This is a genomic window from Aliidiomarina maris, from assembly GCF_003987335.1.
Taxonomy (GTDB): Bacteria; Pseudomonadota; Gammaproteobacteria; order Enterobacterales; family Alteromonadaceae; genus Aliidiomarina; species Aliidiomarina maris.
Genome location: NZ_PIPK01000001.1, coordinates 265,906 through 277,807, shown reverse-complemented (window position 1 = coordinate 277,807; position 11,902 = coordinate 265,906). Strand labels below are relative to the sequence as shown.

12 protein-coding genes and 1 other RNA gene are annotated in these 11,902 nt (G+C 48.8%); 6 read left to right on the top strand and 7 right to left on the bottom strand.

All coding sequences use genetic code 11. The features are described 5' to 3' along the window. The first annotated feature begins 271 nt into the window (after window positions 1–271). Window positions 272–1,087: a DUF3108 domain-containing protein gene (locus CWE07_RS01360; RefSeq protein WP_241974009.1), complete on the top strand. Its 816-nt coding sequence runs from the start codon at window positions 272–274 to the stop codon at window positions 1,085–1,087. A gap of 79 nt (window positions 1,088–1,166) precedes the next feature. Here the strand turns inward: CWE07_RS01360 and purN are convergent, their stop codons facing one another. Both purN and purM read right to left on the bottom strand, forming a co-directional pair. Further along, complete coding sequence (purN, locus tag CWE07_RS01355) at window positions 1,167–1,823, bottom strand: phosphoribosylglycinamide formyltransferase (RefSeq protein WP_111568140.1); 657 nt, start codon at window positions 1,821–1,823, stop codon at window positions 1,167–1,169. Between the two features lie 23 nt (window positions 1,824–1,846). Next, window positions 1,847–2,890 carry a phosphoribosylformylglycinamidine cyclo-ligase gene (gene purM, locus CWE07_RS01350; RefSeq protein ID WP_111568139.1) on the bottom strand — a complete coding sequence of 348 codons (1,044 nt, stop codon included), beginning with the start codon at window positions 2,888–2,890 and terminating at the stop codon, window positions 1,847–1,849. A gap of 142 nt (window positions 2,891–3,032) precedes the next feature. On the opposite strand from purM, the gene CWE07_RS01345 reads away from it, so the two are divergent. The 3 genes from CWE07_RS01345 (at window position 3,033) to CWE07_RS01335 (ending at window position 6,069) form a co-directional block, all read left to right on the top strand. Then, the gene (locus CWE07_RS01345; RefSeq protein WP_111568362.1) at window positions 3,033–4,130 is read left to right on the top strand and encodes a GNAT family N-acetyltransferase/peptidase C39 family protein; all 1,098 of its coding nucleotides are present in this window, start codon (window positions 3,033–3,035) and stop codon (window positions 4,128–4,130) included. A 101-nt stretch (window positions 4,131–4,231) separates the two neighbouring features. Then, the gene (gene wrbA / locus CWE07_RS01340) at window positions 4,232–4,831 is read left to right on the top strand and encodes an NAD(P)H:quinone oxidoreductase (RefSeq protein WP_111568138.1); all 600 of its coding nucleotides are present in this window, start codon (window positions 4,232–4,234) and stop codon (window positions 4,829–4,831) included. A gap of 137 nt (window positions 4,832–4,968) precedes the next feature. Beyond that, a complete protein-coding gene (locus CWE07_RS01335; protein WP_111568137.1) occupies window positions 4,969–6,069 on the top strand; it encodes an oxidoreductase in 1,101 nt (366 codons plus the stop codon). Here the strand turns inward: CWE07_RS01335 and CWE07_RS01330 are convergent. After that, a complete protein-coding gene (locus CWE07_RS01330; RefSeq protein WP_157983192.1) occupies window positions 6,066–7,394 on the bottom strand; it encodes a DUF885 domain-containing protein in 1,329 nt (442 codons plus the stop codon). The two genes, CWE07_RS01335 and CWE07_RS01330, sit on opposite strands and share 4 nt — an antisense overlap. Window positions 7,395–7,423: 29 nt before the next feature. Further along, complete coding sequence (locus CWE07_RS14565; RefSeq protein ID WP_111568135.1) at window positions 7,424–7,978, bottom strand: DUF885 family protein; 555 nt, start codon at window positions 7,976–7,978, stop codon at window positions 7,424–7,426. A 220-nt stretch (window positions 7,979–8,198) separates the two neighbouring features. Between CWE07_RS14565 and ssrA the strand changes: the two genes are divergently transcribed. Both ssrA and CWE07_RS01315 read left to right on the top strand, forming a co-directional pair. After that, window positions 8,199–8,554, top strand: a transfer-messenger RNA (tmRNA) gene (gene ssrA / locus CWE07_RS01320). Window positions 8,555–8,771: 217 nt separating this feature from the next. Beyond that, window positions 8,772–10,085: a tyrosine-type recombinase/integrase gene (locus tag CWE07_RS01315; RefSeq protein ID WP_241973978.1), complete on the top strand. Its 1,314-nt coding sequence runs from the start codon at window positions 8,772–8,774 to the stop codon at window positions 10,083–10,085. Here CWE07_RS01315 and CWE07_RS01310 read toward each other — a convergent pair. The 3 genes from CWE07_RS01310 to CWE07_RS01300 all read right to left on the bottom strand — a co-directional run bounded on the left by CWE07_RS01310 (window position 10,079) and on the right by CWE07_RS01300 (window position 11,888). After that, on the bottom strand, window positions 10,079–10,561 hold the full coding sequence (locus CWE07_RS01310) for a Panacea domain-containing protein (protein ID WP_111568134.1): 483 nt from the start codon (window positions 10,559–10,561) through the stop codon (window positions 10,079–10,081). The two genes, CWE07_RS01315 and CWE07_RS01310, sit on opposite strands and share 7 nt — an antisense overlap. Window positions 10,562–10,565: 4 nt before the next feature. Beyond that, a complete protein-coding gene (locus CWE07_RS01305) occupies window positions 10,566–11,603 on the bottom strand; it encodes a GAF domain-containing protein (protein ID WP_111568133.1) in 1,038 nt (345 codons plus the stop codon). A gap of 69 nt (window positions 11,604–11,672) precedes the next feature. After that, window positions 11,673–11,888, bottom strand: a complete 216-nt coding sequence (locus CWE07_RS01300) for a helix-turn-helix transcriptional regulator (protein WP_111568132.1) — start codon at window positions 11,886–11,888, stop codon at window positions 11,673–11,675. Window positions 11,889–11,902: the final 14 nt, after the last annotated feature.

Sequence of the window (11,902 nt, the reverse complement as noted above, 5' to 3'; positions counted from 1 at the left end):
AATGACTTATAACTTGCTGCTATTTTGTACGGATTTACTGGCTTAACAGTTTATTTATTATTCAGACGTAGATTAGAAACTCGCATTTTTTAGTGGTTTGCTATACTTGCGTCTATAACTTTGCAGGCTAAGGTTTAAACCCAACAAGCCGAATTGGGAACCAAAAAGTCAATTCAGGCACTAACTTAGTAATTGCTCGTTGCTGATGATGCTAAATCAAAGCTGCGATGCTCAGTATGTAAGCGCACGCAAACGCAAGGGGTTGATTGTGATGCAATTGAAGGATTCAAAAGGGCGCCTAAGTGGCCAAACAGCACATTTTCCAGTGGCAATGCCGCGCTTGAGCAATACGCTGCTGCAAACCAGTTTGTTCGCTGCGGTACTAGCCGTTAGTGCGATGGTGCTTCCTGCTAAGGCCGCCAGCAAGGACCAAGTCGAAATGGCAGATTCATTAACCAAACCTTACCATGCGCACTATGTATTATCGCGCCGCGGCACTGAGCGTGGTGAAGCACAGCGCGTGTTGGAGCAAAAGGAAGACGGCCAGTGGCGTTACTTCACCTCAACCCGAGCACGCTTGCTGGTGTTTTCTGATCGACGCGAAAACGAAACTTTTTTCCGCATCGAAGAAGGTCGGGTAAAGCCGCTCATTTTTGATTACTCCCGCGAAGGTACAGGGTCGAACCGAGCACTACGCGTACGTTTTGATTACGACAACCAAGAAGTGGTGTCCGAGGGGGGCGATGATGTCAATGTAGAGTGGCATGACGGCCTTCTTGACCCGAATGCGGTGCTGCATCAGTTACAAATTGATGTCGCTGGCGACGCCGATAGCTGGACCTATCCATTGGTAGATGAAAGTGGTGATTACCGTGATTATGAATTCGCGCGCCATGGTACTGAAACCTTAAAGTTGCCATTTGGCGAGGTTGAGGCGATTCGAGTTGACCGAGTACGTGACCACAACCGTCGTCAAACGCTGTTTTGGTTCGCGCCTGAGCTTAATTACACCTTGGTTAAAATGCAGCAGATAGAAGATGATCGTGAGCAGTTACAAATTCAGCTCACCGATTTAGATATGAATTAATCAAGGCGATGTAAGCGCACAAAAAAGGCATGCTGAGCATGCCTTTTTTATTGCGCGACTACTTTCTGCTGAGGCGAGGTTACTCGACCGCGTAACCTTGCGGGCCAAGCTTCTCGCCGTCCAAGTACACGCCATCGGCGTTCAGTGTTAAGCGCTCAGCGCAGAACCAACGCATCACCAATGGGTAAATACGATATTCCTGCTCATGCACGCGCGCCTGCAAATCGTCGGCGTCGTCACCGTCGAAAATCGGCACTTTCGCTTGCAGTATCACCGGGCCACCATCTAACTCTTCGGTGACAAAATGCACACTGACACCATGCTCGGTGTCACCGGCATCAAGGGCCCGTTGATGAGTATGAATCCCTTTGTATTTCGGCAGTAACGAGGGGTGAATATTGAGCAAGCGACCCTCGAAAGCATGCACGAATTCGGTGGTTAAAATGCGCATAAAACCGGCTAAAATCACCAGATCTGGCTGGTAACTTGCCACCAGCGCCGTGAGTTCACGGTCGTATGCTTCACGCGTATCAAACTCACGGTGAGACAACACTGCGGTATCAATCCCTAAAGCTGCCGCTTTGTTTAAACCCGCAGCTGCCGGTTGGTTGCTAATCACAGCCACAACGTCCGCTGCCGCCTTACCTTGTTGGCAATGCTCAACTAAGTTGACCATATTGCTGCCAGACCCTGAAATAAGGATGACAACGCGTTTTTTTGTTTCAGATACGCTCAAAATGCACTCGCTTTCAAAGTAGACTATGACTGAATTTCAACCAGCGCGTCGCCATCTTGGGCCGCAGCGATATGACCAATCGCCCATGCTGTTTCACCGCTTGCATTCAGTTGCGCAACGACGGCGTCTTGCGCATCGGCAGGCACTGCGATAACTAAGCCAACGCCACAGTTAAATGTGCGGTACATTTCACGTTTTTCAATATTGCCTGCTTGCTGTAGCCAATTGAAAACCGCAGGCCACTGCCAGCTGTTGCCGTCGATCATGGCTTTGGTGCCAGCAGGTAACACACGCGGGATATTTTCCCAGAAACCGCCGCCCGTAATATGCGAAATCGCATGCACAGGGTGGTGTGCCATCAGTTCCAGCACCGATTTAACGTAAATGCGCGTAGGCTCTAACAAGTGGTCAATCAGCGGCTTGCCGTCTAAATCTTGCTGCAAGTCAGCTTGGCTCACTTCGAGTACTTTACGAATCAGTGAATAGCCATTGCTATGTGGGCCGCTTGAACCAACCGCAATCAGGGCATCACCCGGCGCTACTTTGCTGCCGTCAATGACTTCAGATTTTTCTACCACGCCGACACAAAACCCTGCTATGTCATAGTCGCCGCTATGGTACATGCCTGGCATTTCAGCAGTTTCACCGCCAATTAACGCACAACCCGCTAGCACACAACCTTCACCAATGCCGCTTACCACGTCAGCTGCGACATCGACATCAAGCTTGCCGGTAGCGTAATAGTCCAAGAAGAACAGTGGCTCAGCGCCTTGTACGATTAGGTCGTTCACACACATGGCGACTAAGTCGATGCCCACGGTGTCGTGCTTACCTGCGTCAATCGCTAAGCGCAATTTGGTGCCAACACCGTCCGTACCAGACACTAATAATGGCTCTTTATACTTGGTTGGCAGCTCGCATAACGCGCCAAAGCCCCCAATATTACCCTTCACTTCAGGGCGCGCAGTGCGTTTAGTTACGCCTTTAATACGCTCAACTAGCGCATTACCCGCATCGATATCCACACCAGCGTCTTTATAACTTAAAGGGGTTTTTGACTCGCTCACAGTTCGTCCTCGCATATATTTGTAGGTTGTGTCGGTTGGTCCGCACAGGCAGGATAGCAGGGCAGAATTGGCGCGTATTTTAGCAGCATTTTTTTCTGCGGGCTACTTGCTAAGTCATGCAAAACAGCGTCAAATATCCGCTATGACAGAGATTCGCTTAGCCACCCTTAAAGATGTGCCGGCGCTGGCCAAGTTGGAAGCCGAAAGCTTCCCGTACGACGCCATGAGCGCACGGAGTTTCCGCCGTTTCATTAAACTGGGCGAAGCCGAGCTTTGGGTACTTGACCAAAATGCCAGCTTACTCGGTTATGCGATTATGCTGTACCGTCCAGCCACCAAGCTAGCGCGCTTATATTCCTTTGCTATCGCCCAACAAGCGCGGCGTCAAGGCTTTGGAAATCAGCTACTTAAGCATATGGAAACCTTGGCTAAGGCCGAGCATAGCTTGTTCATGCGCCTTGAAGTGAAAGCCGATGACAGCGCGGCGGTCGGTTTTTTTCAGCAGCGCGGCTACCACGACATTGGGCTTAAAAATGACTACTTCGACGACCATTCAGACGCCGTGGTGTTGCAAAAACAGCTGCATTTCTTTGATAGCGAGCGCACACCTCGTCGCGTTCCCTATCTGACTCAAACCACACCATTTACCTGTGGGCCAACCAGCTTATTGATGGCGCTGTCCTATTTTGGTCATGAATATGCGCGCCCGGACCTGGAAGAATTGGAACTATGGCGCGAAGCCACCACAATTTACATGACCTCCGGACATGGTGGCTGTGGGCCACACGGCTTAGCACGCGCTGCCCATAAGCGCGGCTTAGAGGTTGAATTGTGGGTCAGCCAGCCAGGTCCTGTATTGCTCGATTCAGTGCGCAACGCGCAAAAACGGGACGTCATGGCGCGCATACAAGTCGCTGATATTGCCGCACTTGAGCAAGCGGGCGTGACCATGCATGTGGGCGATTACTACGCCAACCAACTGGAGCAAGATTTAGCGGCAGATAAATTGGTGATTGCGCTGATTAGCACCTATCAGTTTGACCAGTCAAAAGCGCCGCATTGGGTGCTAGTGACAGCGATTGATGACGATTTTGTTTACATTAATGACCCGGACGAAGACACCGTGCCCTGGCAAAGCCCAGTGGAACGTCAATACATTCCTATTCCGCGTGAAACGTTCTCCCGTGCATTCGGGTATGGCTCCAAACGCTTACGCGCTGCTTTAGTCCTGGCGCGCTAAGCCAGCCGCGTTGCTTATCCTAAATAATCTTTAAAGAGCTTTACAAACAACCCCTTAGCGCTAAGCTTAAGGCATATTTATTCGCCTTAAAGAGAGCAATCATGGCTAAAGTACTTGTTTTGTATTATTCCAGTTACGGACACATTGAAACCATGGCGCAAGCAATTGCCGAAGGTGCCCGTCAAGGTGGTGCTGACGTTGATATCAAGCGTGTACCCGAGTTAGTGCCAGAGGACATCGCGAAAAGCTCAGGATATAAAATTGAGCAGGCAGCGCCCGTTGCGAAACCGCAAGATTTAGCCAAATATGATGCGGTCATTTTCGGCACGCCCACGCGCTTTGGCATGATGGCGTCACAAATGAAGAACTTCCTCGACCAATGCGGTGGTTTATGGGCAAATGGCGCCCTGATCGGCAAAGTTGGCGGCGTGTTCACCTCATCGGCGTCACAACATGGCGGTCAGGAAAGTACCTTGCTGAATTTTCACACCTGTTTATTGCATTTAGGCTTTGTGGTTGCGGGCTTACCCTATAGTTTCCAAGGCCAATTAGGCATTGAAACGGTCGCCGGTGGTACGCCATACGGAGCCAGCACAATTGCCGCTGGCGACGGTTCCCGCCAACCTTCCGAGGTAGAACTGGAAGGCGCACGCTTCCAAGGTGAACACATTGCAAAACTGGCGAAAAAGCTAAGCAGCTAATCCGCGGTTTACACCCGACAGCGAGCTTTTATCACGATTGATTTTGTGTTTATGGCGTTGGCTAACTATGTTGTATGCAGCCTTAAAGTTTTTATTATTGCGCATACAATGGATGCGGTAGTCACTCAGGAGAGTCCATGTCAGAAGTATTTAAGCAAGCAAAACTAGGTAACATTGAATTGTCGAATCGTTTGGTGGTAGCACCCATGACGCGCATTAGTGCTGAACATGAAGGCGAACCGACGGACTTAATGCAAGATTACTACGCCCGCTTTGCCGAAGGTGGTTTTGATTTGATTATCACCGAAGGTGTGTATGTCGACCGTAAAGCGAGCCAAGCGTACCGTTACCAACCCGGTTTAACCGACGACGAGCAGCAACAGGGTTGGAAAGAGGTTGTACAAGAAGTGCATCAGGCTGGCGCTGCAATTATCTGCCAACTGACGCATTCGGGCGCGCAAATGCAGTACAACCGTTTTTGCGAACACCCGAAAGCCTTGTCGGAGGTTGTGCCTAAAGGCAAGCCCGTATCAATGTACGGCACTTTAGAGAACTGGGTAAAACCTGAGGTCATGGACGATCTTGACCTAAACCACATTATGAATGGCTTTGTGGGCGCAGCTAAACGCGCCAAAGCCGCAGGTTTTGATGGCGTCGAATTACAAGCTGGCGAAGGCTACTTGTTAAACCAGTTTCTCAGCACTTACTTTAATCAGCGTAAAGACCAGTGGGGCGGTAACTTAGACGGCCGTTTGCGCTTTTTACTCATGGTCGTTAAAGCGATACGCGATGCTTGCGGCAAAGATTTTGTGCTGGGCGCCCGGATCAGCCAAATTACCGCGACTGACGATGATTATCAGTGGCCAGAAGGTGAAGACGGCTTTCGCTATATGCTTGAGCAGTTGCGCGATGCCGAGCTTGGCTATATTCACACCCATGACACAGCAGTAAACCGCAAAGGCTTTATTGACAGCAACAAGTCATTGGCTGAAGTGGCGAAAGAGGTTGAAGGCTTGCAGCTTATCATCAACGGCGCAATTACCGAGGGCAACGTTGAAGATTTAGCGGCGCAATACCCAGACGCATTGTTGTCGGTCGGGCGCAAAGCTTTGGTGCATCAGGACTTGCCGAAACGCTTGAAAGAGGGTCTCGATATTTACGATCTCGACCCCACCATGCTCGAGCCTAAAGCCACCATTCAACATGAACTCAACTGGCGTAAAATCAACTTAGGTTAATTCGCTTGTAGTTCACTTTGTGGCGCCTCTTGTTGTATATCTTGTTGCGCCGTTATCCAGGCTTGGATGCGGCGCTCAAGCAAGAATAGCGGCATCGCACCACCACGCAGCACCTCATCATGAAACCCACGAATATCAAAATTATCGCCCAGCGCAGCTTCTGCCTGTGCGCGTAATTGCTGAATATGCAGCATGCCAATCTTAAATGCGGTGGCTTGGCCGGGAATCGTCATATAGCGTTCGACCTCGATGCGAATTGTGTTCATCGGCACTGGGGTGGTTTCAGCAAAATAGGCAATCGCATCTTCATACGTCCATTGTTTGGCATGCAGACCCGTGTCGACGACCAAGCGCACCGCACGCCATAACTCGGTGACCAGTTGACCAAATTCAGAGTAGGGGTCTTCGTAAGCACCCATTTCAGCGGCCAACCATTCTGCGTAAAGTGCCCAACCTTCTGTAAAAACTGTAAAGCGTGCCTGATTGCGAAAACGCGGAATATCAGTCGCTTGTTGCGCCACCGATATTTGTAGATGGTGACCCGGCACACCCTCATGGTAGGCAATGGCTTCAAGCTCATTTTTTGGCATCGCCGACATGTCACTTAAGTGCGCATAGAACACACCAGCGCGACCGGTTTCGGCGGAACCGCGCATGTAATGTTGTGGGGCGCCGGCTTGCTCGCGATACGCCTCAACCCTGCGAACTTCTAAATCGATGCTTGGGAGCAACCCAAAGTAATCCGGCAATTTAGTGTCCATGTGGGCTAAGTAATCGCGCGCTTGGGCCAAATACGCCTCGCGGCCAGCATCCGTATCGGGGTAGAAGAACTTGCTATCAGTACGAATAAAGTCAAAAAAGGCATCCAGATCGCCATCAAAGCCGACACGTTCGCGCACGTTGTCCATGGCTGCGGTGATCCGCGCCACTTCGTCCAAGCCAATTTGATGAATTTGCGCCGCGCTTAAGTCGGTGGTGGTATGAAACCACAACAGGTAGTCGTAGTAGTCGTTGCCACCGGCATGGCGGCTAATGCCGACCGGGTTTTCTTCGGTGTTCGGCATATCGTCCTGCAACCAATCAATTAAGCGCTGGTACTCAGGTTGGAGCGCCTCGGTCAGTGCATTTCGGGTATCGGCCAGCAGCAGCTCAGCCCCGCGCTCATTAATGCGGCCACGTTCAAGTAACGCCGCAACCTTATCTTGTGCGTCTCGCCAAATCGCGGAATCGTTATGGTCGTCAGAAGCTGACACAAAGGGCACGCCGCTTATCACCCCTTGGGCCTGACGAATCACTTCCTGATATGCAAAGCGTGGCGGACGCACGCCCGATTCAGCACGCGCTTGAGCCGTGTCTAAATGCTGCAGTAAACGCTAGCGATAATTCGAATTCGGCGATTGTAGTCGCCCATATGTTGCATGGTGTGCACATCGTGAGTGGTCAGCAATATCTGCGGCAAGCTGGTGTGCGGGCCAATCATTTGCTCAAACACATAGGTTAAATCGCGAAACTCCGCGCCACGCGCCATTTGTTCGTATTGATAAGCCCAAATATCGTACGACACTTGCTCGTCTGCAGTTAATGCCGCGTAGTCGAAGGTGTCGCGCATGCGCGCAACACTTTGGCGCTTCCATTCAAGTTCACGTTGAAATGCCGCTTCTGTGACTTCGTCAATGTCGCCATGTAAACTACGGTCGCCCGCTCGTGAGCGCGCTACCGGACTAAATTCAAGCTGCTGTTCGTATTGCTCGTCTAACCACGCACGCAAATCAGGCCCTTGATCTTCCTGGGCCGGTGAACAGGCCGTCAGGGCAACAGCTAAGCCGCTGACTAGCAACAAGCACCGCGCACAGGTACGCAAAGAGAAGGCGGGGGCGGGGCGACGAAATACGTGATGCAGTGAAAACATAGGCGGTATTAGGCTCTTTTGTACAATTGCGAAGGGCCTTATCGTACCGTAAATGAACCGCCAATAGCATTAGTTTGCCACGGATTGCGGCCGCGCCCCTTGAACTTCAGCTGAATCGCCGCCATATCTGGTTATGAAGTGGGCACTTAGCGATAATCGAGTATCTTTTGTGACATGGCTAGGTTACACTTACTAGGTCTTAAGTTTGACCACAGAATTCGGGGCTGATCAGGATTCGACGGGATAAATGAAGCTTAAGGTGCATGCCGAGGTGAGGCTGGCCTCGTAAAAAGCCTCAACTTTATAGTTGCAAACGACGACAACTACGCTTTAGCGGCCTAATAGCCCGCTAACTATCCACTGGCGCTTAGTCTGAGAGACCAGGTTTGGATAGTCATCTAAATCAGACTCGTGTGGAAGCTTCGTCCGGAGCTGAAGCATTAAAACTAATCGGACTCGCTGCAAAGTAGCCTGCCCCTCGGCGACTTTCGCAGTTAACTAAATGAGACGGCTAAGCATGTAGTACCGAGAGTGGACTTATTTCGGACGCGGGTTCAAATCCCGCCAGCTCCACCACATCAAAGACTAGGCAAGTCTTATATTGTCTACTAACCCAGCGTAATTGCTGGGTTTTTTATTGCCTGTCGTATAATACAGTCTTATGTTGTCTAACCAAATCCAGTAATTTTTTGGGGTATTTTTGGGGGTGCTTTAGGGGTATTGGGGATTAGTACCCCACTTTTCGTGAATTGATACCCCAAACCTAGCTGAGAGCCTTTCATGCATGTGACTGGTGGAAAAATCTGACATTATAGTGACGCATATTTTTGGGCATTTTGCATGCGAAATTAAAGCCCACTTTCACTTGTTGAAATACCCCAAAAACGGACAATTACCAGTAAAGATTGATACTGGAGATAGTCCAAATATGCCACTTACTGCGACTCAAATTAACCTAGCTAAACCATCTGATAAACCTTACAAGCTCTATGATAGTCATGGCATGTTTCTTCAGGTTTCTATGTCTGGCCGCAAGTACTGGCGGATGAAATACCGCTTTGCTGGCAAGGAAAAGCTATTGGCGATAGGCGTTTACCCTGAAGTCTCGCTGAAAGATGCGAGGCTTACACGTGAACGGGCGCGAAAGTTGCTCATAGATGGAATCGATCCCTCGCACGAAAAACAAAGCAAGCGACGGATATCAGAGCTAGCTGCTGAGAATAGCTTTGAAGCTGTGGCTAATGAGTATATGAAAGTTAAACTAGAGGGTTTTAGCTTTACTCATATCGACCGTACAACTCGAGCAATTAAACGAGACTTGATGCCGGCATTAGGCAAACGTCCTGTATCCGAAATTACGGCACCTGAGTTGTTGACTATCCTGCGCAAAGTAGAAAAGCGCGGTGCGGTAGAAACGGCGAACCGTATCAAGCAGGTGGCAGGGCAAATCTTTCGCTTTGCAATCGCAACGGGTAGGGCAGAACGAGATGTCTCAGTTGATCTAAAAGGCGCATTGAAGAACCCCAAGAAGTCTCACTTCGCAGCTATCACGAATCCGAGAGAAGTCGTATTACTGATGAAATCTATCTGGGCATATGACGCGACTCCTGTTGTGTCTGCTGCACTCAGATTATCGCCTTTGCTATTTTGTCGACCAGGTGAACTTCGGCATATGGAATGGACTGAAGTGAACTGGCAGCTGCGTAGAATTGAATTGCCAGCGGAGAAAATGAAAATAGGTGAGCCGCTAGTGATACCTCTTTCAAACCAGGCTATTCAGATACTCAAGGATCTGCATCCTCACACTGGTCATGGTAAATATATTTTCCCATCAGCGCGCGGTGCCGGTCGGCCCATGTCAATCAACGCCGTGAGGCTTGCTTTACGGTCGATGGGATACGATAACGAAACCATGACACCTCACGGTTTTCGTGCGATGGCTCGTACTTTACTAGATGAAGTCTTGGGGTATCGCGTTGAGTACATCGAGCAGCAGCTAGGACATGCCGTTAAAGATGCGAACGGTCGGGCTTACAACCGCACGAAGCATCTTAAGCAACGTGCGGAAATGATGCAGAGATGGTCTGACTTTTTGGTTTGTCAGTGAGTTTCATTGCTCTTACTGTGTTTATATTCTTCAGCCAATGATAGTAAATTTAGCTCACTGTACCGCGTTGAGTTAGCAACCGGATATGTTGAATAAACAAAGTTTATAAATTCGTTGAAATACATAGACTTCGTGCGTTCAATTACGAAATTTAAAACTCTCTTATCTGACTCGCCAAGGCAAATTTCAAATGGGTGGCCGACGTATTGAAGCTTTGTTGAGGCTGTGCCGTAAGGCGTAGGTTCTGTAGTTATTTTGAATATATCAGGTCTTTGCACTGCGCTTTCGAAAACATCATCAACGTACGGCCCATAATGATTAAACAGCCATTTAATTTCAGTTAATGGGCTACCTAAGTTGAGAGCAGCAATCCAATCTGATAGGTAGACGAGCTTCGTAAGCCGTGCCTTTGAAAGCTCTGACTTGTGTGGATAGTGCACACATAAATACGCGATAAGATTTTGAAGCTTAGTCATTGTGTTATACCTCGAACTCATCGGCTTCAGAGTCAGTAGCATTAATGGCATGCTCTCTTGTTCTGCCTTGAATAGCGATTTTAACTTCTTGATTGCGCTCTATCGCGTCACGAGTTAGCTTCGATAGTAACAGTGAGTTCTTTGCCATGAATTCAGTAATATTAGTCTCATGATTGTCTAGGAACTCTTTACGAACGCTTTCAAAAACTATGACACCTATTGTGTCTGAGCCATCAGCGATGGATTCTGCATAGTACCTGCAACTTTTCATATTCAATGGGGCTAACATCTGCTTACTATAATTAAAGTTGTCTAACATAAATTTTTCGTAACTTGCTTCGCTCTCGGGTTCATACGGAGGACAGTTACGCACGATGCAAATTCGCTTTCTCCAAGCTTGACCTATTACCCCAAGATCAATTGGAAACTTTTGGCGATGAGGTTGTTTCCAGTGTTGGTCTTCAGAGCACCGCGCAACTAAGTGAAACTCATGTTGAAAAACAAAATACAGACTGACTCTGTCTTCGGCAGTTAACTCTAAGTAAGTTATAGTACTGTTTAAAAACGTTTCAACTAAGCTCACCTGCAGCTCGGCCGACTTGGCTCTCTCTTTTTGAAGTTGTTCCTCTGCTTCGTTGACTTGTTGAGATAGGCTTTCATTTTCAACTTTTTTTTGGTTTGCGTACTCTATCGATGTGCGTGAGTCCTTCTGCGTGCCAATTGCTCCCCAAGCGCCACCCAAAATACATACCGCGATAAATAGGCCATACCAATTCTCTCGGATATTGCTAGCTTGACATTCTAACTCTGAGTCAAAGCAAGAAGTCAAATCCTGCTTAATAAGGGCGAAGTCAGTAGCACCAATGACGATGGGCAGCATAAGACTAGAAACGATCATAGCTAAAGCGTATAACCACTTGTCAAAGACTTTTAGCTTATCAAAGAGCTTAATTAAGAGTGAAAATAGCGAGGATAGAACTCGAAAGAAAAGGGTAAATATCCCCCCGGTCCCTGAAAATCCATGTCTTTGTTTTGAGTTCAATCGCGAAAGCCTCCGATGCTATCCATTCGAGACATTACCATGTTTTAATTCTGGTTGTACAGCACCTCATTAAGCCACCTTTCTCCTACCTAAAAGTGCTTGATGCGTGATCCATCCATCAATATCAGCCTCTAGCCAAGCCACCCGCTTCCCTCCAAGGCTAATTTGTCGAGGGAACTCTCCAGTGGCAATCCGGTTGTAGATAGTAGCCTTTGATAGTTTCACTCGGTCGATGACTTCTTTGATACTGAGAAATCGTAGTGGTTTTTGTTGAATGTTATTCATTGTAATCACTCCGC

What these genes read in the sequence shown, in the direction of transcription:
- CWE07_RS01360 (WP_241974009.1), top strand. Translation starts at nt 272, where the DNA reads ATGCAATTGAAGGATTCAAAAGGGCGCCTAAGTGGCCAAACAGCACAT.
- CWE07_RS01345 (WP_111568362.1), top strand. Translation starts at nt 3,033, where the DNA reads ATGACAGAGATTCGCTTAGCCACCCTTAAAGATGTGCCGGCGCTGGCC.
- wrbA (WP_111568138.1), top strand. Translation starts at nt 4,232, where the DNA reads ATGGCTAAAGTACTTGTTTTGTATTATTCCAGTTACGGACACATTGAA.
- CWE07_RS01335 (WP_111568137.1), top strand. Translation starts at nt 4,969, where the DNA reads ATGTCAGAAGTATTTAAGCAAGCAAAACTAGGTAACATTGAATTGTCG.
- CWE07_RS14565 (WP_111568135.1), bottom strand. Translation starts at nt 7,978, where the DNA reads ATGTTTTCACTGCATCACGTATTTCGTCGCCCCGCCCCCGCCTTCTCT.
- CWE07_RS01310 (WP_111568134.1), bottom strand. Translation starts at nt 10,561, where the DNA reads ATGACTAAGCTTCAAAATCTTATCGCGTATTTATGTGTGCACTATCCA.
- CWE07_RS01300 (WP_111568132.1), bottom strand. Translation starts at nt 11,888, where the DNA reads ATGAATAACATTCAACAAAAACCACTACGATTTCTCAGTATCAAAGAA.